Origin of the sequence: Vibrio sp. TRT 29B02 (genome assembly GCF_050113655.1) — a bacterium.
In the GTDB taxonomy this organism is placed as follows: domain Bacteria; phylum Pseudomonadota; class Gammaproteobacteria; order Enterobacterales; family Vibrionaceae; genus Vibrio.
Genome location: NZ_JBNJOJ010000002.1, coordinates 145,761 through 169,735 on the forward strand (window position 1 = coordinate 145,761; position 23,975 = coordinate 169,735).

Below are 23,975 nucleotides of genomic sequence, written 5' to 3' on the forward strand. Positions count from 1 at the left end.
TAAATTGCTATTAGCCCTTTATCATGAAAGGGCTAATAATTAAGTATTTATATGACAAGCAATTAGGTTATTTAATTGGGATTCCAGCGTTATTGGATCGCATTGAAACTCGCTTCATTAATATAAGTTTCAGACTCATAATATACGCGACCACCAAAACCTATCCAATATTCAGAATTTGGGTCGATCAATCCCCAATCCATTTCAAAATCAAATAGTGGTGTTTCAGGTTTTTCTGATAATAATGAGGTATAAAGCTTGAATCGATTGTTTTTCACTTCGAACCAAACATAACGATCTCCCTTTAGATCAATATTGGTTACCGTATATTTAGGCGTATTACTATCAATAAATATATTCACTTCATTCTCAAATATATCGACAACAACTTCAAAGTTTTTGCTGGTTGGGCCACCCGGTCTCCAAAGCTTCTCTCCCCAAGTGCTAGTCGGCGTATCGCCCACTTGTTGAAGATAGAATGAGTATTTTCCGTTTCCGAGACCAACATTTTGGTAGCTATAATAACGACCGATTAATGTCGATCCTGTGTAAGACTGAACGTTGTAAACTGACGTGAGTTTTTTACCCTGAAACGTGACAGGTAAACCGAAATTGGCATCTACAGCAGGTAAGCCGCTTCCTTCTGTAATCGTCCTGTTCCATGAACCCGCATCTTTTACATTCAATACATAAGCTTCACTATCAATACTAATAAGCTGCTCTTTGACAACATCGTAGACAGACACAACACCAACGTTGTCTTCAAAAGAGAGATCCGTGTAGTCAGCATCAACCCAGCCAAACTCATCAGTATCGTAGTACTCTTGCTTGAAGTATCCGTTCTTCTCGATACCCGCTGTCACAAAAATATTTTTGCCGTAGTGGGCGGGTTGCAGATCAGGTGTCAGTACGCGGAATCGGTATCGAGTATGGTCACCTTTCACTATAGAGCTGCCTTGTTCGATGGAATATCGGCGCACATCTGGAGAGTCGTAAAGCATGCACGTAACTAAATTAGGGTTTGCTCTCAATTCTTGAGACACAGTCACTACACTTTCGGGTGAAATATCAATAGACCAGCCTTGGTCAGCCCCTGTCAGGTTTATCGCTTGATCTGTTCTTGAGCCAACCCAGTAACTATCGTCTGTAGGCCAATTATTGGATCGAAACAGCTGAATTGACTGCTCAAGTTCTCCTTGAGTCGGAAGGCGCCCCCCCATTGCTTTACAGACATCCATTGCCTCATCAAACGAATGAAGAGTAATTTCACTAAACGCAGGGCTGTTTACTCCGTCGCCAATAAGCGTGTCTGAGTATGGCAGATTGACATAGTCTGCTTCCGCCTTAGACATAGGCGCAGTAATCGTTACGTTAGTCGCATTAGCGGTATCGTTGTACGTTATATCTTGCCAATCTCTTACCAACGAAGGCTGAGGTTCAACTGTGACACTGACGACTGCGGAGCTATAACCACCTTTGCCGTCTGAAACAACATAGGTAACATAATGCAAGCCTGAAACGGTCGAGCTGAACTCAAATGTCGAGTCGCTTGTGACTGAGACAGTAGAGTCATAACTGCTTACCTCTTTCACAGTTACAACATCACCATCGGCGTCCGAGACAAAACTTGATACATCAATAGCGATCAAGGTACCGTTGCCTACGATAGTTGAACCCGTCACTGAGTCTTGATATTGGAAATTGTCGCTAATTGGCGCATTGTTACTGCTGGTTGAAACAGAGACATCGATATCACCTGTTAGAATATTGGTGCCATCGCTGTAGTTGTAAGAAATACGCTCTACACCGACAAAGCCAGGGCCGGGTGTATAGGTGATTTCATTGGTCGACGGGGAAGCAATCGCGCTTGAACCTGATTGAGCACTGTAAGGTAAACCAACTTCACTGGATAAGGTATAAACGCCTGTGTCGATTGCACCACCATTTGAAACATCAATGGGAATTGCGATACCTTCTGAAGTTACGGAAGACAGCGGTGCTAACATTGTGACAGTTTCACCGACAGCAGCTCTAGCCGTAGCCGTTGACGTTGACGTTGAAACACTCTCTTCAGACTCGACCATAGCCGTTGGCGTAATGCTTCTACTACTCTTTGCCCCCACGGTATATTGATATTCACAGACATTTGCCGATGTTGCGTCGATAGCAAATCCAACATCATTAATATACAGGGGTTCACAAGAGCTATCGGCGCTCATTGACGTCACATTGACGATAGCAACATCGCTGCCATCGTTCGAGCCAATGTTATTTGAAAGATCTAGGTACAGTTCTTGCGACAATTCTCCTGTTCGAAAAGCATCGCTCGCTAGATACACCGTTTGAGTATTGGTATTTGTATTGGAAGTTTCTCGGTCATTGGTATCACTGCTACTTTCCCCACCACATCCATTCAATACAGCCGAAATAAGTAACAGTGAATGTGATTGTTTATTCATCGAGGTATTTAGCAAGTTGGAGAACAATATCGAAAATATTAGTACCTAAGCTAAAAATAAAATTAGCATAAATAAAAATTCGTTGAGCAAAAATGCCTAGACTCCGTATTTAAGCTGGCTAACATTACTTCTTGTTTGTCCGCATTACACCGGTATAAGTCGTCGAGCTAAGGAAATTGAGGTTTCATTTAAAACCAAAACCAGAGGCGTGATACAACATCTGGCCAACGTGATCTGTCGCCAAAAAATCAGGAGTATATCGGCACTTGCGGTTATTGAATTGATAGTTGAAGCCAAAAGGTTGAGAGGTAAAACTCTTAATGTTTGGGTTGTATTCGAGGTGAAAACAGAAATCGAACTCCAGAATGGAGAGAGTGCGAACAACAGCATCGTTCTTCAAGCTCATGAACTTACAGATGTTATGTACGTAAGATGATTTTTTGGTTTGGTCGAACATAGCAAAATCACTTTTGCTGTAAACCTACAACAAAAAATGGACTATGAAGACTTATGGTGCAAATATGAAGAAAGCCTGCAATTTATGCGAACATATATTGCAGGCTTCAAATGGGTGGAAGCCCCAGCCACATCCCGGCACACAAGTCACTCGCTGCGGCTGCTTCCTTCCGGACCTGACCGAGTTCACGAGCTATTGTTGCGGGAGGACCAGGGCCTCCATAGATTCGTTTTCCTTAGCAGAGCTAAGGAGTGAGGGGATTATCAGTCATCCTCAGGGCTATTTCAAGTCAAACAAGGCAGAAAAGTCATCTTTTCGATTCAACTGCTTAGTGAGTAACCACTATGAATTGAGAGAAACCACTTTCGCAGCTTGTCTCGCCCCATTTTTTCCGTCTGCTTGCGCTTGCTTGTGCTGATACATTTCTACATCGGCTTCATGTATCACTTCTTCAATGCTCATAAAGTGTCTTCCTGAAGGTGAAGCCCCGAAAGCTAGCGAGACATTGAACGCAATGCTTTTGTCATCAGAAGCGAACGGAAACAACTCAAACTGGCTTTTTAACTTGCTGACCTCTTCTGGCGTAACCTTACCGACCAGCACAAACTCATCGCCACCAATTCGATAGCTCGATCCACGCCAATAACGACTAATGTAGCTCGCCACCGCTTTTAACACTTGGTCACCGACTTCATGACCATAGCTGTCATTGATCTGTTTGAATCGATTTACATCTAAATAGATTAAGGTCTCATCCCCATTGATGCCGCTTCTATATTTCTGCTTTAGCGCTCGACGATTACGTAACCTGGTTAGATTATCGGTATTTGATTGGCTATGCAGATACATCGCCACGACCACTAAAAATCCTAGCACCAATAAGAAGAGAAACTGGCTATTTCGTGAGAACGCCTGTTCTGCATGTAAGGTGGCTTTCCAGTCCGGTTGATAATCGTATTTGCTGATAATGCGCTCAACATCGATCATTTTGATTGCTCGAGTAAAGAGTGGCGCTAGCGTTTCTCCTAGATCGTTCTTGGCAAAACCTATCGCAATCGGTGATTTGTAGTAGCTGCCAATCAATGTTTCCTCTGCGAGTGGAAGGAGATCATTGGATTCGCGTAGTCGTTTATTGAAGTTAGCTCGGCTGACCGCCAAGTAATCAATTTTTCCGTCTAATAGCGCTTCATAGATTGCATCACCACTTGGATAAGCATGGAGGACTTTATTAGGTAGACGCTGCGAAAGTAACTCTTGATAGAAGTCGTCTCGGATCACGCCAATTCTCTCGGCGATTAACTCTGAGACGTTGCTGTAAACATTCTCTTTGTACCCTTCCCTTTTGACCAGAATGGCTTCTGGGAAATAGTAAGGCACACTAAAATACGCGATGTTCTTGCGTGATTCAGAAGCCACAATAGGTGATAGAACATCAATCTCTTGCTCGATCAAATCACGGTACATGCTCTCCCAAGATTCATCGTAGGTACTTACGAGGTTACATTTGAGCATCAGGATCTCACATGCCTGTAAAACCACATCGGCAGTAATGCCACTGATACTGCCGTCTGGTTGGTATTTGGCGTACTGACCTATATTTTCAATCTTAACTCTCAAGGGCTTTTGATAGTTGATCAGGCTATCAATAACATCCTGACGTAACGCCTGTTTTCTCAAATCAAATTGATACTGCTTCACCGACTCGCGCAGAAGTTTTTGTACCTCTGCGCCGTGCACATAATGTTCAATCGTTTTGAGTAAGTTTTGATGTTTGCCTTTTGGCACAATAATTGAAACGGGCTTAATCATCAGTTGATGGTTAAGCAATTGTGCATCGTAACCCGCGAGAAGCATGGGTTTTAACTGATTGATCGCGTCAACAACACCATCAACTTGCCCTGACTCAATCAAGGATTTAGCTTGGTCATGTCCACGATATTCTACCAAGCTCATTTCTGGATAGTTAGCGTGAATCAACTCGCCATAAATGGTTCCGGCGGGTACTCCGACGGTTGAGACTTCATCCAAGTCGGCATTAATCAAACTAAAAAGATAGGTGTATTCAATATTGGTTGGGCTTGAGAACTCAAAAAACTCAGCGCGCTCAGTAGTATAAGTAACGTTGGCGGCAAAATCGGCTTGCGAAGTTTTTACGGCATTTAGGATGCTATTAAAGCTTGGATAATAGACATACTCCACCTGCAACCCAAATTGCTCAGAAACAGCATCAAAAAGTATCCGTGAGACGACATCATCCGCCTCCATCGCGACCTTATATTTGGTGTTTGCGTACGTTGTGGGTATCAATAGCATGCAAAACACAGTGCACCACATGCGCCAGAGGTAGGTCATCCTTGCTTGTTCCTATTTGAATAGTTATGAATTCTCTTATCTCAAAGATGACCAAGGAACAAAGATGCCCTGGGGATATCATCGAGTCGGATGCCGAACTAAAGTGTCGGACAAACAAGCACTTGTTTAAAAGTATTGTCCTTATCAACCCACTCACCGTTCAAAACATGCGCAATTTTGACACACATAGTTGAATATGCCAACCGCATATACATCGAACTCTGATTGACTATTTATATATCTTGCTCTTGTTCAACACTTCGCAAAATGTAGTCTGTCATCCAAGCTGTACCGAGCAAACAGATCCACACGACAAACACGGGATTGGGCACTTCGATGGTAGGGGTAACGACTAAGGCAGCGAAGCCAACCGTTGGTAATGTCCAACATAACAATTTACTCCAACGGAATGAGGTCAACTTCGACAAACTTTCCATCGAGGCCATAATGCCTGTAATACATAGAGCCAACAGCGCGGCGTAAGACAAATCAGCTATCCATAACGGCAGAATTAAACCCAGAGCCCACCAGCTATGTTTGTTGGATGGCTTCCAGTGAGAGACTGACCACCAAATAGCAATCACGGCAATAGTTTGGACAAAAGTGACAACGGGTTCACCAGCGAGTTTCCCTCCCGCTTGTGTCACCATAATCCCCACCATTAAGGTCGTCACGATCAAAGCACTTGTCAGCACGACCCCCAAGCTGCTTCGTTTAGAAAATGCGACCATTAATAACGGGAACAGTACCCATAGACTCACGGATAACGTAAACGGTTGATGAGGTAGTGTAAGACCATAAGTGGTCATCGCGGCCATCAATACAAGACCGACCACACCGCCCTGGGGAAAAATCCACAATGCGGGGATGATTAAGGCTAAAACGGGGATATCGCCTTCGCTTAGACTGATACTCCGAGCACAAACCACAGCCAATAACGTTGTCACTAAGAACTGAAATGTAGAAAATACCATGCCCTCTCCTTATCCATTCCTTGGAACTCTGTACTAGGACACTCTGATTATGGACCAGTTTTTAATGCAAATCTTTGCTGTAATTCACCAAATTCCTAGTGGAAAAGTCACGACCTATGGTGAGATCGCAAAACGCGCAGGTTATCCTGGCTATGCCCGTCACGTTGGTAAAGCCCTTGGCAATCTTCCACAAGAGACCAAGTTGCCTTGGCACCGAGTGATTAACAGTCAGGGCAAGATTTCTTTAAAAGGACAGGATCTACTGAGACAAAGAGCCAAGCTTATTGCAGAAGGTGTTGAAGTCAGTGAAGAGGGAAAGTTGAGCTTGAGAAAATATAAATGGCAGCCCTGATGGGCTGCCATTCAATACTCTTTAGTTACGCACACCGACTTGATGGCTATTCAAAAGCCGCTACCTACATTGAAATAAATAGCATTTTCTTCATCACTCATCGCATAGTCCATACCTATGTGTAGGCCATATCGACGAGCAATTTGATAACGAAAACCTACGCCACCAGCATTAACTCGGCTGTCTTGTTGATCGCCACTGCGTTGGGTCGCTTGACCCGCACCATAAAAACCACTCACTTTCCAACGATGGTTAATGCTGTAAGTTAGTTGAGCTTGCAAGGTTTCGATTTCATCACCTTGGTAACGGTATGAAGAAACACCCCGCAGTGCGACATACGGCTTTGCAGTCGGTGACACCATAGAATCTTTCTGCTCAAAATTTTGGTAGTTGCCAGCCAAACCTAACGTCCATTTTTCCGCAATCGGGATGTAGGCTTCTGCATCAAGGTTAAAAGTACGATAATTATAATCACTGCCTAAAGCATCATCATAAATCATATAGTCAGCAGTCACTTTATACCCTTTGCTAGGGTAAAAGAGATTATCGCGAGTATCGTATTCAGCGAGCACACCTAACCCAGACGTTACAGCTTCACTTCCAAGGGTAAGTTGCATGACCTTATCTATCAGCTTGCTATCCGATTCCACTTTAGACTTCGCCAACATTTGTTTTACACCAAGCATCAATGGTGTATCGGCAAGGCGAAATTGCACTTTTTGAGCCAGCACTGCGACCGTTGTTTTGGTTCCAAATTTGATTTCCTTATCAATCGGCCCAAAGGAGATGTGTTTATACAAATCCAAGTTAGCCACCCCGACACCACCACCGCCTACATAGCGAACGGAGTCATTCAGCCAAGAGCGTCGGTGTCCACCAAACGCAAACCAAGTACCATTTTCAGTACCTAATGCGCCTGCGACAGTCATTGCACTCGGTACGAGCTGTGCTCCGCCATCTATCGCTGATAACGCCGCTTGTTTTCTTTTGTGTTTCTCTTCTTGCGTTTCATGCAAAAACAAACCAGCGACACCGCCTCCATACCCAATAGCAGGCTCAGTAATTAGGATAGGTATTGGTAAAAAACCATGAGCATTCTCTGCAATGTGATGCCCCATATCGAACTGTCCATCAACTGGATCGTAGAAAGAGGCAAGTGACGAGCATGATAGCAATGCAGAAAGAGAAATAAGCGCCCCGCGGTATCGGCGATTCATAAAGTTGACCCTCAGATAAAAAAGCCGGGGAACTGAACCCAGCTGAAAAATCTGCTTCCGTGCAGCGGTTACATGATAAAAACTCTTTTTTTGCTCTTGGCTTCCCCATAGAGCGAAACTAGATTAAGCCCCAAAAGAGATAACCTACACTCCTGTATAGAGGGTGTAATCCATCAAAACTCGAACTTAAAGTTAACTGAAACGAAAACAAGGCTCTAATTGAGCCTTGTTAGAAATTGGATGGGTCTGTGAGTTAACGACGGAAAACATCTTCAAATCGCTCGCGATAATTGTTTATCACGGTGATTAACGACTTTTTAATATCAACAATTTGTTTGGAATGTGGACACCAAAGCGCGAAGCCAAACTTGAAGCCCTCTAGCATCTCATCGGCTTCAACTGGCTCAATGGCGTGATTGGCAAACTCAGTGTGTGCTAATGTTTTAGGAAGTAGTGCCCAACCTAGACCAGCTTCTACCATCTTTATCACTAGAGCAAGTTGATCGACGGCTTCGTTGTCTGAGCTGTAAATGATTTTCTCTGCCATGCCTTCTTCAATAAAAGATCGCAATACAAATTGCTTGCTGTTTTTCAGAGCCACCAGGACTGCACTTTTCTCCAACCTAGATAGCTCTCCACCTTTTTGAACAAACGGGTAAAATTCGAAATGCCCAAGGAAGGTAGCATCAAAGCTATACATCGCCTGACGGTCATGCACATTGACGATACCAAAATGGAATTCGCCACTATCTATGCCTCTTTTGATGTCCTGTTTATTCCTAACAAGAAAGTTCACGCGCATTAACGGAAAATCGCGAAGTAATTGCTGGCGGATTTCAACCAAAGCGCGATGAGGAATCACACTAGAATAGGCGATGTTGACGCTTTCTAATCCACCATAAGAGAGGCTTAGCGCCAATTTATCGAAAGTACGCGCTTGCTCGATGGTTAATTTAGCATAGTGATAAAGAAGGTGACCATCTTCTGTTGGCTCTACCGAACGCCCCACTCGTTCAAACAAGTTGACCGCCAGTTGGTCTTCAAGGTTGGTAATCACCTGCCCTATCGTAGTTCGGTGCTTATTGAGTTTGATCGCTGCTTTACTAAACGAGAGTTGTTCATAAACGGTCACGAACGCGAGAAGTTGTTCAAAACTAAAGTTCATAGGTTGTGCTTACATTTTAGAGTTATTTAATTAGATCATGATAGCATTGCTAGTTGGTAACGGTAACAAACTGCGTTTGAGTTCCTTCTCATCGACATAAAAAACCTACTAAAGTTAGTAGGTTTTCTCCATTTTAGTTGTACTCAACAACACGAGCCAAATAGTTAAACTCACCAGAGGCGCCATGGTAATCTCGGTAGACATCCACACTGAAATATTTAGGTTGATCTGCTTGAATATGGTCAACGATCTTCTGTTCTAGTGACGCCAGCGATTCACCCGTTTGCGAATACACAAACCGCTTATTCACTTTTTCCAGTTTGCGTTGCTTGGCTTCTTTATATGACACATAATTGTTGATCTCTTCCCATTTGCCGACGTACTCGATCGCAACGTAACTCGAATCCTCATCAATCATGATAAAGGCAGCTCCTTCTTCTTTGATTGCAGAAAGTTGCTGCATGTCACTATCCACTTTTTGCTGATCAACATGTACGCCACCTTGTGCAAATGCAGTAGCGGAAGCAGTAAGCATCATTAGTGTTATAACGGCTTTTTTCATTTTATTGTTTTCCTGTGTTAAGGGAGTTCAGTCACCCAAAGGTGTCCCTGAGTGGCTTTTTTGAATCCATATTCGTAGATCGTCAGCAAGTAGTGGGGGTCGAACATATCTTTCGTCATTTTTGCGTATCCGAAATCTTGGTCGATATAGGTAAACTGCATCTCAATATCATTGTTTTCACTAATGTATTTCATGCGATACAGATCACCCCGAGTTTGAGCTAACGTAAGGCTTTCGACGCTTTTCGATACAAGGTCAAAACCTTTGTCTTTTAGTGGTCGATAAGGAGCCTTCAGTACACCATTACGAATCACATCTAACTGCGGCGCTTTTTCTAACCCCAATGCATCCGATATTTGGTGGTAGTTAAAGTTAGACGGATTAAAGAACACTTGAGCCGCGAGACCACCATCTACATGTAACTCTTCTAATGTTTCTCCTTCATGCTCAACCTCGATAAATTGCGGTGGGAAGACTCCAGGAATGGATGCACTCGCTGCAAGCACTTTGTATATCAATTCAGATTTGTTCGCCAAGTCACTGTTTGCAATAGCGCCAATGTTCCAAATCACCAGTTCGCCGGAATCAAAATGGGTACTGCCGATAAAAAGACGCTTTCCATTACGATGTTGCTGTGCCATCGCTTCAATGAATGGCTCTGGATACGCGTCTGCAATGAAATCATAAAGGGTTTTACCATCTGTAAAGGCGTCCTTAAACAGCGTGTTTAAGAAGTTTTTTTTACCCAGAACGTTTTTATCGTTGATGTTAAGCATCACCTCTTTCATCTTTGGCATCGCTTCGCCACCAGTGAAAACAAATGGAGCAATCAAGGCTCCCGCACTGATCCCCGTGATGATGGCGTAATCTTTCAGTTCACCTTTCTCTTGTAAGCCCATCAAAACACCTGCACCGTATGCACCATTTACGCCGCCACCTGACAACGCCAAAATATTGAGTTGGTCACCCGTCACTTTGATCGGTGTGGTTTTGTTATGCGTCGAATAGAGAAAATCGGGCGCCTCATTGGCCCACATTCGAAGTGGTTCTTTCGGTGTTGAATTTTCGATTTCAACATCTTTATAGTTAGTCTGAGAAACGCGCACATCCAGCGTATGGGGTGAACTGCACGCCGCTACCAATAGCGAGAGCGCAACAGTCACACCAGAGGAAATTAAACGATTCATAATTATTCTCATTTAATGTCTCTGGTGCATGACCAGAGACTCAGTTGGAAATTAATGGGGTCAAAATGAAGTCCGTTTCGTTGTATGAGGGTACTATAGCCAAGCGCATTGAATAACCGTAATCGCGGATGTAGGATGCTATCCATCAATGCAATGATGGATAGTTTCTATAGCGTTTAACTAAACTCCTAAGCTGTTGCGCTAAGCAATTTTCACGATATTGAACTCATGAGTCGGCTCGACAAATTCATATTGAGCGTTGATCGTCTGCAGTTCCCATGCGTTATATTCTTTAGTGGCTTCTAATACACCATAAACTGCATTGTGAGCGTGACGAAATGACGCAACTGGAGACATATTTTTCACCAAACAAGCAGTAAAAATGGCGGAAATCAAATCCCCGACTCCAACTGGTTGTAAATCAAAGTCAATGCTTGGACGCTGGGCCAAATAACATGCTTTCGGCATCGCTAGAATCATACTGAAAGCATCATCCTTTAATGCATGAAGGTGTTTCACCAGCACCATTTTCGGTCCCAGATCCAAAGCTTTTTTACAAGCGGTGACCGCATCATAAATTGAGTCTATTTTGACGCCAGTCAACTCACTCAATTCAAACTGGTTTGGAATTATTACATCGGCGATGGGCAACAAGTGTTGTCTGATAGCTTCTTTGACACCATCTTCTACAATACAGCCTTTATCTGGGTCCCCCATAACAGGATCGCACACATAGAGTGCGCTGTGGTTACGGTCCTTTACCAAACTTACCGCTTCGGCGACAGCGCGGCATTGGTCGGCACTGCCTTGATAACCGGACAATATCGCACCACATTCACTGAGCTTTTCGATGTTGTCTAAACCACGCATTAATGAACGAATATCGTCAGAACCAAATTTTTGCCCCGTCCAACCTTGTTGATATTGTGTGTGATTAGAGAACTGAACCGTATGAATTGGCCATACCTCAAGCCCCATTCTTTGCATTGGGAAGACAGCGGAGCTATTACCAGCGTGGCCATAGACCACATGAGATTGAATAGAAATAATACTTTTCATAAGTCACTCTTAGTTGGGAAGTTAGTTAGCTTGGCGACTAAATAAACACAATGCCGCGCACTGTGCTTATTTGGTCGGAATAGCCTCGACAATGCCGAGGCTTATTCTTATTGAGCTAGATTAATTAGCCTTGGAACTCGGCAAAGTACTCATCCAACACTTTGCGCGTTGCACGACCAATGAGCTCGTATTCGTGGTGAGTAAGGTTAGCCAGGGATACTCGAACAGAAGCGTGTACCACATCGAAACCCTTGCCCGGAAGTAAGATAACGCCGGTTTCATGTGCAAGGCGGAAAAGGAAATCTTTGCCCTTTTCACTCGCTTTGAACCAATCAACGAAGGCTGGCCCGTACAATTTTCCACCCAAAGTGTCGAGCTCAAGCAGTGTGTAGTAGTCCACACGATCTTTGTTTTCTTCAATGTCTACACCCATGTTTTTGTACAGGGTTTTGTAACGCTCACGGATGATGCGTTTGCACGCTGCTTTGTAGTTTTGCTCTGAGTCCATTAAGCAATTCAGAGCGAACAGTGCCATTTGAACTTGTTGAGGAAGCGACAAACCTGCTGTGTGATTAAGTGCAACACTGCGGCTATCTGCTACGATACGGTCAATAAACTTGATTTCACGTGGTTCCGGAGTTAGCGTTTTGTAACGATCGTCCAACTCAAGTTGACGCGCTTCGGGAAGGCTGCGCATTGCGTCGTCAAACACGTTGTTGTGCTGAATCGCAATCGAGCCCAAGCGCCAACCTGTTGCACCGAAGTATTTAGAGAACGAGTAAACACACAGCGTGTTGTATGGCAGTTTCGCAAACAGCGATATAAAATCGTCTGCAAATGTGCCGTATACGTCATCAGTAATGATGAATAAATCACTGCGTTGCTCATTGACGAAGTTCGTTAAGTTATCTAGCGTCTCATCCGAAAATTTGACTGATGCAGGGTTCGCTGGGTTAACGACACAAAGCAGTTTGATGTCTGTATCCGCCAGTTTCTCGATTTCAGACATTGGTAGTTGCCATGTGGTCTCATCAAGGCGTAACTCAACAATCTCCAACTCATATTCAGAAAGCTCCGGGATCTCTAAATAAGGAGTAAAGATTGGCGTGATCAACGCAACCTTATCGCCTTTTTGGAGTAGCCCGTTGTTAAACATCGTTTGGAACGTGTAAGTCATTGATGCGGTGCCACCTTCCGTTGCAAACAGATCGAAATCTGTTGTGATTGGCATAGGGCCATACATTTCTTCCGCGATGTACTGCTTCACGACAGTTTCAATGTTTGTCAGCATTCGAGGTGGCACTGGGTAGTTACACGCTAGGTATGCGTTAACCAACTCATTCAAAAACGCTTGTTTCTGTAGACCTAGACGATCTTTTGCGTAGCTCAACGACTTTTCGATAAACTGCACACCTTGATCTTGTTTGTTATTGCTCGCAAATGTATCAAAACGTTCAACGATACCCATTCCATCTGGAATACCACCAAAACCACCATCAAGGTATGAATAGGTACGCTCTGCTTCCATCACCGCAAATTCACCTAAACGAATGAATGCCTTACGTGGCAGTGTCGCTAAAAAATTTGGGTTACCACGACCTGCATCTAATAAAATACGGTCAGGAACCGTTTTTGCCACTTCAATGAGTTTGTCTTTTAATTCAAATGGGCTTAAATCTGCAAACTTTGAAAAATCAATCGTTGTATTTTGCGTGGTCATAATATTTACCTTAGTCTATTATTTACTTAATTTTGATAATGTTTCCCTTATCGCCTAGTTAATTAGGCGATAAGATTTTCTAATTTATTTAAATTACATGCCTGCATTTAAAGTAATAATGCCGACAATAATTGGTCCCCACAGGGTGAGTAGTACATTGGCGACTGCATAAGTCACGGTGAATGAGAATACTGGTGTTGCGTTGCCTGTTTTTTCCATCAAAGCAGCAAATGCTGGGTTCGCACTTCGTCCACCTGTAACGCAGCCAAGCGCTTCAACTGGGTTCTTAATCTTCAATACAAAATATGAGAAGAAGAACGAAATAATCTGAGGGATAATCGTCACGGCCATGCCAAGGAACAACAGGGACATACCGTGTTCTTTAATGGTATCGACCGCTTGAGGGCCAGCCTCAAGGCCTACAATGCCCACAAATGCCGCCAAACCGAAATCTCGAATAAAGTTCGCGGCGCCCACAGGGAACTGAGCAACGTGTGGATTACGGCTGCGTAACCAACCAACAATCAATCCAGAGATCAAGCAACCTGCACCAGAACCAATCGTGACGGGGATACCGGCAATCTTAAAGCTGATAAGACCAATAAGCAGACCAAGCACCATACCCATACCAAGGACAACGAAGTCCGTCATGGTTGAAGAGCCCATGCGTTGACCGATGTTTTTCTCAACGCGATTGATATCTTTTGCAGTACCCGTAAGCTGAATGACGTCGTTTTTCTTCACCACAAGGTCCGGTGTCATTTCGATTGAACGGCCTTCACGAATGTAATCCGTCACATAGATACCACGCATGGAACCTTGATTGGATGCTTCTTTGATCTCTTGCAGTGACTTACCAATCAGTTTGCGGTTGTCAGCAATCAGCTGGCGGTTTTCTTCAATAATTTCATAGCCTTCTGGTAGTACAACCTCGTTGTCTGCCAAACCAGCTTGCAGTTGATGTACCGCATGGCGACGGCCAGTGACAACAATGACATCGCCTTCTTTCAGTGCGGTGTATTTATCCGCCTCTAGCACTTTGCCATCGCGTTGAATTAACTCAATACAAGCAGCCAACGATTGTTGGTTTAGCTGAGCTAAGGTTTTACCTGCTAGCCCGCCATCTTTGCTCACCTTAAATGCTCGTGTAACCAATGCCGTTACTGCATTGAATTCACCCGGTGCTAGCTCGTGCTTGCCATTCGAGTTTTTCTCCTCTAGAGCAATCGCCTCTGCTCGGATATCCCACTTCATCAATGTTGGGAACACCCACGTCACCATAAGAATTGGACCAAGCGAACCAAAGATATATGTGACTGCGTAGCCCACTGCAACATTGGTTTGCATTAGGTGCTTCGCTTCTTCTGTCACACCGCCAAGACGTGCGATCGCATCACCCGCGGTACCTATGATTGCCGATTGAGTCAAACCACCCGCTGCTAGGCCTGCTGCCGTGCCTCTATCTAGGTCGAACATCCAAGCTGCTGCTAATACACAAAGCAGGCCAGAAACCGTCATCACAACAGCAGAAAGTAGAATGTTGATAGTTCTAAAGTTCAATGCTTTGAAGAACTGCGCACCACCCTGATACCCTACTGCGTAAATAAAGAGCGCAAAGAAAATGCTTTTTACGCCGGGATCAATATGAACACCAAATTGCCCAATAATTACACCCATTAATAATGTTCCGGCAACACCGCCAAGAACAAATCGACCAATGGTAATTTTACCTACCATATAACCGAGAGAGAGCGTTATAAAGAGAGCAACAAATGGTGCCATGTCAAAAAGGTTAGAAATAATTTCCATGACAATTTACTCTTATTAAAAATAGAAAAACAAAATAATCTAACGAATAATCTGCCACTCATATTTGTTGGATCATTTAATTTAAAAAGCATCTCGTTTGCTTCGAAGCGAATATTAGGGACAAAAACTAACAACTCGTAATCCTATTTGAAGGATGAAACCATCACTTCGCATATTCAAAAGCAAGCATTGAGAAATAATTATCGAAAATTGAATGACTTAGTGGTCTGTAATGAACATCGGGTAAATCGAAAAATAATTTTATTTTTATTTTCCCTGTCCAAAAAACTGTTTGGTTGCACTATTCACTCCATATAGCACATAACACCTTTCGTTTGATGGGTTCGGCCCTACAAATGCGATTATCACCGCCATCATCATTTGCCTTATCTTTCCATTCATCAAGTTAATAGAGAAAAACACCATGAACTCAATGCCACATGAACTCGTGTGGGGCGAAGTCTACTTCCCACCCTTGTTGCTGGTTATCACATTGGCTTATATGCTCACCATTTTGGTTGGAACCGTTGCGACAAAACTGGGGTTCCATAAATACGTTGCATTTCCTGCACTCGCTGAGCTGAGCCTAATGGTGATTTTTACTGGCGTTATTGGTCAATTCATTACCATCTTTTGAGGCAAATCCCGTGATTAAACGTTATCTCATCACTCTGTTATTACTGTGTTCCGCTGGCACTGTGATTTTCAGCTACTACCAATCATACACAAACAACCCTTGGACTAGAGATGGTCAGGTCAGCGCGCACATCGTTTCGATAACACCCCGTGTAACAGGACAAGTCATTAACGTGTATGTCGAAGACAACTCGCAAGTGAAGCAAGGTGATTTACTGTTTGAGATCGACCCTAGCATCTATAAAGCGGCATACCACAAAGCGTTGGCAACTCAAAAGCAAGCTGTGGCTCTGTTAGCAAAAGCAAATAACGAAGAAAAGCGCGCACTCGAGTTAGAAAAACGCACGCCAGGCGCTGTTCCGGTACTGACATTGAATAACCTAAACAATGCGGTAGAAACGGCGGTCGCCAACGTAGAACTCGCGAAAGCCAATATTGAAGAAGCGAAGTTGAACCTCAATTACACCAAAATTTATGCGCCAACCAACGGTTACATCACTAATTTGAACTTACGAGTAGGCTCTCAAGTTGTGGCAAACTCTCCGATTGTTGCTTTAATAGATGAAGACAGTTTCTGGGTAGAAGGTTACTTCAAAGAGACAGATCTGGTTGGCGTCAATCCTGAAGACACCGCTTATGTAACTTTGATGATGCACAGCGATGTGCAACTGAAAGGTGAAATCAAAAGTATTGGCTACGGTATTGCGAAGCAAGATGGCAGCACAGGCAACGACCTCCTGCCTAATGTCAATCCGAACTTCCAGTGGATTCGTTTGGCTCAACGTATTCCCATCAAAGTAAAACTGGATGAACTGCCAAACGATCTACAGCTTCGTGTGGGTATGACCGCTTCTATTAAAATCATTAAGTAATTAGGTGATTGTTATGTTCAACACCTCAACCAAAGAAGCGATCAAAGCTGCGCTATCCATTGTTGTCGCAATCTCCCTTGCCTTCTGGTTTCAATGGGAGAAACCTTATTGGGCAGCCATCGCTGTCGGGGTAATGGCGTTGAATGAAAGCTTCGCTCACTCGATAAACAAAGGCCATAACAGGTTGCGTGGAACCTTATTGGGCACCGGTTATGCCTTTTTCCTAATCGCAATGTTCTCTCAAGACCGTTTTTTGTTTCTCACCTTTTTCACTTTGTTTCTAGGTGTGTGCATTTATATGTCGAGTGACAAAAAATATGGTGATGTGTTTACCGTCGGTTTTTCAGTGTGTTCGATCATCGCCTGTATGGGGGGATTTGATAACCAAGCAACGTTCCACTTCGCTGTACTGCGCATGCAGGAAACCATTCTTGGCGTAATCTCCTTCTCTGTGGTGTACCGTTTAGTATGGCCGATTAATACCGAACAGAACTTCATTCACCGCTTTGAGGCAAGCCGTGAGATTTTGCTTAACGCCATGAAAACGCCCAACCAAATTGATATCAAAGCACTGGAAACCAACACCGCTAACATAGAGAAATTGTTCCAACTGCTCAGCTTACCACTTACTGGTGCCTACTACTTGAAAGAGCATCGTCAATTATGGCGCCTGCGCTTAAATGAAATGGCTCAGATCCAAGAGAGACTGCTTGAACAAGTGGAAAAACAGCAACGAAGTAAGATCGATTGGCCAACTCTTGCTCAGCAACTTCAATGCTTTGATATGGCCAAGCCTAGTACGTCCTTAATCGGTCAAGTACCTTTTGTGGCAAAAACAGATAGAGACTCCATGTTGCATCATGATCACCGAACTTTCATACAACATTGGCATGAAGATGGCAGAAAGGTACTGCAAGGTATCTCCATGTTCGTTACGTCATTATTGATTTGGATTTATCTTCCGGTTCCCGGCGGGTTCATATTCCCGATGATGGCTGGCATATTCTCGTCACTCGTCCCTACCATGCCACCAAGCATTATTAAGGATGCGTTTTTTGGTGTAATAGGCACTGGCACAGTGATTCTTCTGCAATACATTTTCTTAATGCCAATGATGACCGAGCTATGGCAACTTGGGCTGTTCTACTTCATCAACATCATCGTAATTTGGAAAGTTTTTGCGACACCAAAACTGATGGTGCACAGAATTTTAGGCGTTAATTTACTGGTTGTTTTGACATCGGGTGCACTCAACTTAACCCCTGTATATCGTATCGAAACACCTTTGCTGATGCTGGTAAACATTCTGATCATTTTGATGATTGCCAAGGTATTTACTGATCTGTTCCGTGCGCGCGTTATCGCCTAGCTATCGTCTCTGTTTTTAACACTAAAGCCCTGCATTGCTTCTGCTCCGCGGGGCGTTTTGTTTTTTCGCTGGGCTCGATTCCTACCTCACCCATAAAGCGAGGATACTATCCATCAAAAGCGATTAACGGGATTGCTCTGCTGCTCATAAAATTCTCTCATTGATTAACGAAATGCAATTAAAAACTCTGCATTCACAACATCAATTACAGCAAACACATCTATCTAACTGAACAAGATGTTCAGTGACACATTAACTGTCTGAGTCTCAAAGGTTTGAGGCTATTCAGAGTGGAAATCGTCATGAGTTTTTTTGAAATACGCGCTAGCAAGACATCTTCTCTTACTGTGCTAGCGAGCGCACTAATGCTTACTACCCCCACTTTTAGCTTCGCCGCAGAAGAGACAACTTATCGTGAAGTTATGGAACAAGGTCGCGAGATATTCGACAAATACGGTATCAGCCGTGATCTACCGAAACTGGCCATCAGCTCTCTAGTGCAAGGTGAGCACTTGGTAGAGCATGTTCACCGAACCGTTCAAATCAGCAACGAGGTACGTGACTCTTCGGTGTTTCTGGTAAAGAGCACAGACAGCAAGGGCAATATCGATCTTCGCATCAAATACAACCCTAACGAGCTCGATAAGAACGAAAAAGTGCTCGATGAAATCGAAACCTTCACGCGTACAGAATACCGTCTGCGCAACTACGCAGAGAGCTTTGATTCTTCATCGGTACGAGCAAAAGAAGATAAAAACGGCAATGTCATTGTTAGCTTCAACTACTCGAAATACGGCCTTCCGCAGGATATCGCCTATTTTCGTTTCTTAAGCGTTGATATCGAACTTGTCAACGGCGAACCAAAGCGCATGGTCATTACCAACGAGAAGCCATTCACACACCACATATACAACGTGGATACGTACCACCAAGAGATCCGCTTTCAAAAGCTGGATTCTGGCAAGCTTGTGATTGCAAGCAAACACACTGAAATCGTTGGCTCAAGCAAAAAGAAACCGCTCAAAGTGGTCAGCACTCTTAAGCCTGTTGCCATCTATGAGGATGACATTGGTGTGCAAGTGTTGGATGAGAAACGTTTGAACGAAGTTTCTGACCCACGCATGCAAGAAGCCAGTGTAAAACTTGATCGTATCTTCCCGTTAATGGGCGATATGGTACGCCGTCAAGGTATCGATTTGCCTCTGCCGTTTGGCGTGTCGATGGCTTACCGTAACCAGAATATGAACATCCCTTTTAACGATTTCGTTATTGATGGCGTACGTTTGAACGACCTATTCGATCCAGAAGACACTGTGGGTATTGTAAACGCAGAGAGTTTCAGTATTCGTGGTGACGTTAACATCCTTCCCTTTTGGAATGTTTTTGGTTACATCGGCAAAATCAATGTCGATGCCAATGTGGATGCAGCTTACACAGGCGAAGGAGGCCAATACCTCAAAGACAAGCTCAATGACCGTCTACCAGGCTTGGGGGATAAGTTCTGCGATGGATTGTCTGCTCTATGTAATCGCGGACGAGTCAATGTGCCGATTCATCTTGAGTACGACTTGCGCGGTGTGGGTACAACGTTATCAGTTGGTTACAGAGAGTTTTTTGCTTCCGTTACCGGCACGTACTCTCAAACACGTTTAAAGGGCTTAGACGACTGGGGTGACGGCATTTATACCGTTCAACCAATGCTTGGCTATCAGTTAGTGGATTACCGGACTCAGTTCTTTGTGGGTGCTGAATACCAAGGCTTGGACTCTCGTATGGATGGCCGAGTAAAAAGCGGTGATATCGAGTTCGATTACGACATCGGTGTCGAGCTTGACGAGTGGGCATTCCTGACAGGTTTCAACAAGCAAATCGGTAAGAACTACAACTTGACCATGCTTTACAACAAAGGTGAAACACGCGACTCACTGACCTTGAACTTGGGTTATCGCTTCTAATCGCACCAAGAAATAGCACACATAGAAATCACACATTGGTAGGCCATTAGATGGTAGGACTGCATCCTACAAAGGCGATTATTGAAACTGTCACCGATGCCCTACCATTTGAGCCATCAATACAACAAGCCATCCAACCATTCACGGATTAATACCAAAGCGTCAGGACGTCGCTCGTTAGATGCCGTTTAACATTTTCGGTGCACGCACCAAATGACTTTTTGGACATAACAATGACTTTACTCAATCGCTCAACTTTAGCTATTACCATCACTATTGCCTTAGCTGCCTGTGGTGATGATTCAAGTAAACCTAGCGCGCCTTACAATCCGCTGCCATTACAACCGTTACTACCAGAGCAAATCACATTGGAAATTGGCGATGCAACCATTCAAGCGACTAAAGAGTCTCTTGTCATCACACCTCTTGATGCAGATGAAAAACTGGCCGCTGTAGAAGCGTTCAAAGGTATCCAATTTGCGCAAGCAGACCGCTTTCAGCACAGCGTTGTTGCGCCGCTTGAAGGCAACATTGATGCAACTCAGTTCGGTGATGCGTGTCCTCAGTTAAAAACCACGTTCCAAACACAATCAGAAGATTGCTTGAACCTCAACATTTGGCGCCCAGCCGGGACAGAAGCATATGCAGATTTACCCGTTTATGTCTTTATTCATGGTGGAGACTTTGAACACGGCGCGGGCTCAGAACCTCTAATTCATGGTGATATGGTTGTTGCACAAGGTGCAGACGATGGTAACCCGTTTATTGCTGTTACTTTTAACTATCGTTTGGGCTTGTTGGGCAGTGTTTGGGTCGATGGTTTGGATAACCCAGAAGGTGGTAACTTTGGCCTAGGCGATCAAAAACACGCGCTTGAATGGGTTCAGCAAAACATAGAGGCGTTTGGCGGTAATCCGCAAAACGTGACACTTATGGGTCAAGGAGCTGGTGCAATGTCGGTAGGTATTTTGCAGCAATCAAAAGGCGATGCTGCAATCGCTGGTAAGCACTTTCAACGTGCCATCATGCAAAGCAACGCTTACGGCTTTGAGTACAAAAGTTACGATGTTGCCAAGAGCCAACGACCAGAGCAAAGCATTGAAGATCTTGCATTAGTACCACTTGATGAGGTCTTGAAGGTTCAGGGTGACATGCTTGACCCTATTCAGCGTCTCAAGAGCTGGGTACTGACCGCGGCTAACATTCCGTTAATCAGCCCGACACGAGACAACAGCCCATTAGCCACGTTGATGCCTTTTGCGCCGTACATTGAGCACCGCCCACCAGCGTTTCTAGTGGAAGAAGTACCAGGTCATCACTTTATTGAACAAGCTATTGAGAGTGAGTGGATCGTACCGACTGTGATTGGCTCAAACAGCGCAGAAAGCAACACGCTGGGCATGCTGCCGAGCCTGACGTTTTTGATCCCTACTATCCTTGAAATCTTGAGCCAAGAAGCGCCAGAAATCATTGAAAGTGGCGATGAGACCTTAATTGTCGAATCCATGGTGGAGTGGCTAGAATCGGAAGCAAACTTGAATCGCTTACGCGCGGAATATCGTTCACTACTCAGCGATTCGGCATCGGTTGAACTCGATCTTTCTGACTTGTTGGAGCTGCTGCCTAGCACCGCTTATGAGGCGATGACTAAGTTGTTCTTCGGTTTGGGGAACTCTGATTCAACCTCTGAGTTACTTGCTCTGGCTGACTTTTTCCCTAACGATGAAAGCGAACTGAATGGTGCGACCAAAAACATGCAGCAATTCAAAACCGCGTTGCATGACTTACTCTTCACGGGTCCAAACCGTCATAAGGTTTCAAGTGAAGAAACAACAGGAGCAACGCAAAGCTTTTACTACTTTGACTACACACCAGGCTTCAATGTTTGGACTTATGACACCACAGGTGAAAACGGCGATTTAGACGTGGGTGACTTGCTCAACAGCATCAGTTGTATTGTGGGCGCTTGCAATGCATCGGAACTACCATTTGTATTCAACAAAGCATTAAAGCTCGATGGTTCAAGTGTTCGTCCAGGTAATAAAGACAAAGCAATGATGAACGAACTCTCTCGCATGTGGTTTAGCGAACGTCTATTCGAAGACTTCCAATACAACAGTGCGACTGATCAAGTATTGCTGATCGATAACGATGGCGGTATTCAATCCACACAAGACTGGGACAATGCTCATCACTCAGGCATCGATCCAAAACTGCGCAAAGGCCGCCTCAACGGTCTCGAGGAACTTGGGCTGATTCTTAGTCACATGTAACGTCATCCTCAGTCGCTAAAAACTCATTACCGAATGTCTAAAAGCCAGTTCGCTGGCTTTTTTCATCCTTATTCCTTGAACATAATTAGGAAGGTTTACTCATGTTTCCTAACGCCCTTCGTGCTCTGCTGATCTTTACCTTCAGCGCGCTATTGGTCGGCTGTGCCCAGCCTTACCCTGAAGTTGAACCGGATTTTGAAGCCAATTGGCAAACTACTCAGCATCAAGCCGATGTTTACTTAATTCCTACCGCTCCAGAAGCCTTTGCTCGTCGCGTTGAACTGGTAAGAAATGCTCAACAAAGCATCGATATGACCTACTTTTCTTGGGAAAGTGATACGCTTGGCTTGATGCTACTCAATGAGCTCAAACATGCAGCGGATCGAGGTGTGCAAGTTCGACTCACTCTCGATGATTTATTGGTGTTTAATGAGAAATGGCTTGCTGATCTCAGCGCTCACAACAACATTCAAATCCGTTTATTCAATCCGTTTGATTCACGTAAGTCAGGCTGGATTGGGCGCTCCATCAACTTCTCTACTCATCAACAACGTTTGGACAATCGTCTACACGAGAAGTATTTCAACGTCGACCATCAATGGATGATTCTAGGTGGACGCAACATTGGCAACGACTATTTTGGTTACAGCCGCAAAGCCAACTTCTTTGATATGGATGTGTTGTTTAAAGGCAGCATCATTCAAGCGTTCGATCAAAACTACCAACAGCTTTGGCACAGCAAGCATGTCACACCAATAGAAAATATCGTTAAAGTAAGCCCAAACTATTCCGCGTTTGTCAAAGCCGTCAATAAAGAGGAGATAGACAGAAACATCATTCTGGCTGAAGTTGAAAAACAGGTTAAACAACTGACCAGCCCCAATTTCATCACTGTGCAAGTCACCCCTGTTTTCGATTCATTAAAAAAGTTAGAGAACAACAAGCCTTACTTTAGAAAGCGGGCAGAGCGCCAAGTTTGGCAACAAATAACTACCGCAAACAAAGCGGTGATTTCAACCCCTTACGTGGTACCCGGTAATAATGGATTTGCCTTTATTGATACCTTAATGAAGCAAAATACGGATGTAACGTTAATGACGAACTCGTCGGCCTCTAACGACTCTGGATTTATTCCGGCGTATTACGAGGAGCACCGTCAAACCCTATTGGACAAGGGTGTGCATATACTGGAGTACAAAAACAAAGCGAAAAATGTCGACCACTACTTCCATGCGGATACTTATTATCACAACAAGACCGTGATACTCGATGATCGGCTGACTTATATAGGCTCATCAAACTTCGACCCAAGATCGGACTTCCTCAATGTGGAATTTGGTGTGCTGATCCAAAGCGAAACCTTTGCAGAACATGTCATACACTACTTAACTCGGCAACATGATGAACTGTTTTGGCGAGTATCTCGAGATGGACAAGGCCAAACTCAGTGGCAATCAATGAATGAAACCCATACTAAGAATCCAAACTATGGTGGATGGCACAAAGCGCCTAACTGGATATTCAAGCAACTGAATGGTGAGTTCGAACTCTGAGCCA

The 23,975-nt window shown here is 44.1% G+C and carries 17 protein-coding genes, 1 other RNA gene and 2 pseudogenes; 8 read left to right on the plus strand and 12 right to left on the minus strand.

Features of this window, described 5'->3' with window-relative positions; all coding sequences use genetic code 11:
- Positions 1 to 89: 89 nt before the first annotated feature.
- On the minus strand, positions 90 to 2,459 hold the full coding sequence (locus tag ACQEXT_RS01905) for an Ig-like domain-containing protein (protein ID WP_426950386.1): 2,370 nt from the start codon (positions 2,457 to 2,459) through the stop codon (positions 90 to 92).
- A gap of 87 nt (positions 2,460 to 2,546) precedes the next feature.
- Here ACQEXT_RS01905 and ACQEXT_RS01910 point away from each other — a divergent pair.
- Positions 2,547 to 2,685 (plus strand): annotated as a pseudogene (locus ACQEXT_RS01910) (transposase); the annotation flags it as partial.
- Here the strand turns inward: ACQEXT_RS01910 and ACQEXT_RS01915 are convergent.
- From ACQEXT_RS01915 to ACQEXT_RS01930, 4 genes and pseudogenes are all read right to left on the minus strand, one after another.
- Positions 2,686 to 2,916: pseudogene (locus ACQEXT_RS01915) on the minus strand (TnsA endonuclease N-terminal domain-containing protein); the annotation flags it as partial.
- Between the two features lie 118 nt (positions 2,917 to 3,034).
- Positions 3,035 to 3,131: signal recognition particle sRNA small type (ffs, locus tag ACQEXT_RS01920), an RNA gene on the minus strand.
- Between the two features lie 127 nt (positions 3,132 to 3,258).
- Entirely contained in the window at positions 3,259 to 5,268 is a 2,010-nt protein-coding gene (locus ACQEXT_RS01925) for a GGDEF domain-containing protein (protein WP_426950387.1), read from the minus strand.
- A 233-nt stretch (positions 5,269 to 5,501) separates the two neighbouring features.
- The gene (locus ACQEXT_RS01930) at positions 5,502 to 6,242 is read right to left on the minus strand and encodes a hypothetical protein (RefSeq protein ID WP_138970838.1); all 741 of its coding nucleotides are present in this window, start codon (positions 6,240 to 6,242) and stop codon (positions 5,502 to 5,504) included.
- 49 nt (positions 6,243 to 6,291) lie between these two features.
- On the opposite strand from ACQEXT_RS01930, the gene ACQEXT_RS01935 reads away from it, so the two are divergent.
- Entirely contained in the window at positions 6,292 to 6,594 is a 303-nt protein-coding gene (locus ACQEXT_RS01935) for a DNA base-flipping protein (RefSeq protein ID WP_426950388.1), read from the plus strand.
- A 50-nt stretch (positions 6,595 to 6,644) separates the two neighbouring features.
- On the opposite strand, the gene ACQEXT_RS01940 is transcribed toward ACQEXT_RS01935, so the two are convergent.
- The 7 genes from ACQEXT_RS01940 to aspT all read right to left on the minus strand — a co-directional run bounded on the left by ACQEXT_RS01940 (position 6,645) and on the right by aspT (position 15,313).
- Positions 6,645 to 7,811, minus strand: a complete 1,167-nt coding sequence (locus tag ACQEXT_RS01940) for a BamA/TamA family outer membrane protein (protein ID WP_426950389.1) — start codon at positions 7,809 to 7,811, stop codon at positions 6,645 to 6,647.
- A gap of 253 nt (positions 7,812 to 8,064) precedes the next feature.
- The gene (locus tag ACQEXT_RS01945; RefSeq protein ID WP_426950391.1) at positions 8,065 to 8,976 is read right to left on the minus strand and encodes a LysR family transcriptional regulator; all 912 of its coding nucleotides are present in this window, start codon (positions 8,974 to 8,976) and stop codon (positions 8,065 to 8,067) included.
- A 133-nt stretch (positions 8,977 to 9,109) separates the two neighbouring features.
- Entirely contained in the window at positions 9,110 to 9,538 is a 429-nt protein-coding gene (locus tag ACQEXT_RS01950; RefSeq protein ID WP_038940442.1) for a hypothetical protein, read from the minus strand.
- A gap of 17 nt (positions 9,539 to 9,555) precedes the next feature.
- Positions 9,556 to 10,725, minus strand: a complete 1,170-nt coding sequence (locus ACQEXT_RS01955; protein ID WP_426950392.1) for a patatin-like phospholipase family protein — start codon at positions 10,723 to 10,725, stop codon at positions 9,556 to 9,558.
- 201 nt (positions 10,726 to 10,926) lie between these two features.
- Complete coding sequence (pdxY, locus tag ACQEXT_RS01960; RefSeq protein WP_426950394.1) at positions 10,927 to 11,784, minus strand: pyridoxal kinase PdxY; 858 nt, start codon at positions 11,782 to 11,784, stop codon at positions 10,927 to 10,929.
- 124 nt (positions 11,785 to 11,908) lie between these two features.
- On the minus strand, positions 11,909 to 13,504 hold the full coding sequence (locus tag ACQEXT_RS01965) for a bifunctional aspartate transaminase/aspartate 4-decarboxylase (RefSeq protein ID WP_426950396.1): 1,596 nt from the start codon (positions 13,502 to 13,504) through the stop codon (positions 11,909 to 11,911).
- Between the two features lie 93 nt (positions 13,505 to 13,597).
- The gene (gene aspT / locus ACQEXT_RS01970) at positions 13,598 to 15,313 is read right to left on the minus strand and encodes an aspartate-alanine antiporter (protein WP_426950398.1); all 1,716 of its coding nucleotides are present in this window, start codon (positions 15,311 to 15,313) and stop codon (positions 13,598 to 13,600) included.
- A gap of 424 nt (positions 15,314 to 15,737) precedes the next feature.
- On the opposite strand from aspT, the gene ACQEXT_RS01975 reads away from it, so the two are divergent.
- The 6 genes from ACQEXT_RS01975 to ACQEXT_RS02000 all read left to right on the plus strand — a co-directional run bounded on the left by ACQEXT_RS01975 (position 15,738) and on the right by ACQEXT_RS02000 (position 23,971).
- Positions 15,738 to 15,950 (plus strand): DUF1656 domain-containing protein, encoded by a 213-nt coding sequence (locus ACQEXT_RS01975; RefSeq protein ID WP_426950399.1) that lies wholly within the window; start codon positions 15,738 to 15,740, stop codon positions 15,948 to 15,950.
- Positions 15,951 to 15,960: 10 nt separating this feature from the next.
- Positions 15,961 to 16,821, plus strand: coding sequence for an HlyD family secretion protein (locus tag ACQEXT_RS01980; protein ID WP_426950400.1), 861 nt, complete (start codon positions 15,961 to 15,963; stop codon positions 16,819 to 16,821).
- Between the two features lie 13 nt (positions 16,822 to 16,834).
- Complete coding sequence (locus ACQEXT_RS01985; protein ID WP_426950401.1) at positions 16,835 to 18,190, plus strand: FUSC family protein; 1,356 nt, start codon at positions 16,835 to 16,837, stop codon at positions 18,188 to 18,190.
- A 302-nt stretch (positions 18,191 to 18,492) separates the two neighbouring features.
- Positions 18,493 to 20,145, plus strand: coding sequence for a hypothetical protein (locus tag ACQEXT_RS01990; protein ID WP_426950402.1), 1,653 nt, complete (start codon positions 18,493 to 18,495; stop codon positions 20,143 to 20,145).
- A gap of 233 nt (positions 20,146 to 20,378) precedes the next feature.
- Positions 20,379 to 22,418 carry a carboxylesterase family protein gene (locus tag ACQEXT_RS01995; RefSeq protein WP_426950403.1) on the plus strand — a complete coding sequence of 680 codons (2,040 nt, stop codon included), beginning with the start codon at positions 20,379 to 20,381 and terminating at the stop codon, positions 22,416 to 22,418.
- Between the two features lie 101 nt (positions 22,419 to 22,519).
- Entirely contained in the window at positions 22,520 to 23,971 is a 1,452-nt protein-coding gene (locus tag ACQEXT_RS02000; protein WP_426950404.1) for a phospholipase D family protein, read from the plus strand.
- Positions 23,972 to 23,975: the final 4 nt, after the last annotated feature.

Excerpts from the sequence above, each read along its gene's own strand:
- ACQEXT_RS01905 (WP_426950386.1), bottom strand. The coding sequence starts at position 2,459 with ATGAATAAACAATCACATTCACTGTTACTTATTTCGGCTGTATTGAAT.
- ACQEXT_RS01925 (WP_426950387.1), bottom strand. The coding sequence starts at position 5,268 with ATGACCTACCTCTGGCGCATGTGGTGCACTGTGTTTTGCATGCTATTG.
- ACQEXT_RS01930 (WP_138970838.1), bottom strand. The coding sequence starts at position 6,242 with ATGGTATTTTCTACATTTCAGTTCTTAGTGACAACGTTATTGGCTGTG.
- ACQEXT_RS01935 (WP_426950388.1), top strand. The coding sequence starts at position 6,292 with ATGGACCAGTTTTTAATGCAAATCTTTGCTGTAATTCACCAAATTCCT.
- ACQEXT_RS01940 (WP_426950389.1), bottom strand. The coding sequence starts at position 7,811 with ATGAATCGCCGATACCGCGGGGCGCTTATTTCTCTTTCTGCATTGCTA.
- ACQEXT_RS01945 (WP_426950391.1), bottom strand. The coding sequence starts at position 8,976 with ATGAACTTTAGTTTTGAACAACTTCTCGCGTTCGTGACCGTTTATGAA.
- ACQEXT_RS01950 (WP_038940442.1), bottom strand. The coding sequence starts at position 9,538 with ATGAAAAAAGCCGTTATAACACTAATGATGCTTACTGCTTCCGCTACT.
- ACQEXT_RS01955 (WP_426950392.1), bottom strand. The coding sequence starts at position 10,725 with ATGAATCGTTTAATTTCCTCTGGTGTGACTGTTGCGCTCTCGCTATTG.
- pdxY (WP_426950394.1), bottom strand. The coding sequence starts at position 11,784 with ATGAAAAGTATTATTTCTATTCAATCTCATGTGGTCTATGGCCACGCT.
- ACQEXT_RS01965 (WP_426950396.1), bottom strand. The coding sequence starts at position 13,504 with ATGACCACGCAAAATACAACGATTGATTTTTCAAAGTTTGCAGATTTA.
- aspT (WP_426950398.1), bottom strand. The coding sequence starts at position 15,313 with ATGGAAATTATTTCTAACCTTTTTGACATGGCACCATTTGTTGCTCTC.
- ACQEXT_RS01975 (WP_426950399.1), top strand. The coding sequence starts at position 15,738 with ATGAACTCAATGCCACATGAACTCGTGTGGGGCGAAGTCTACTTCCCA.
- ACQEXT_RS01985 (WP_426950401.1), top strand. The coding sequence starts at position 16,835 with ATGTTCAACACCTCAACCAAAGAAGCGATCAAAGCTGCGCTATCCATT.
- ACQEXT_RS01990 (WP_426950402.1), top strand. The coding sequence starts at position 18,493 with ATGAGTTTTTTTGAAATACGCGCTAGCAAGACATCTTCTCTTACTGTG.
- ACQEXT_RS01995 (WP_426950403.1), top strand. The coding sequence starts at position 20,379 with ATGACTTTACTCAATCGCTCAACTTTAGCTATTACCATCACTATTGCC.
- ACQEXT_RS02000 (WP_426950404.1), top strand. The coding sequence starts at position 22,520 with ATGTTTCCTAACGCCCTTCGTGCTCTGCTGATCTTTACCTTCAGCGCG.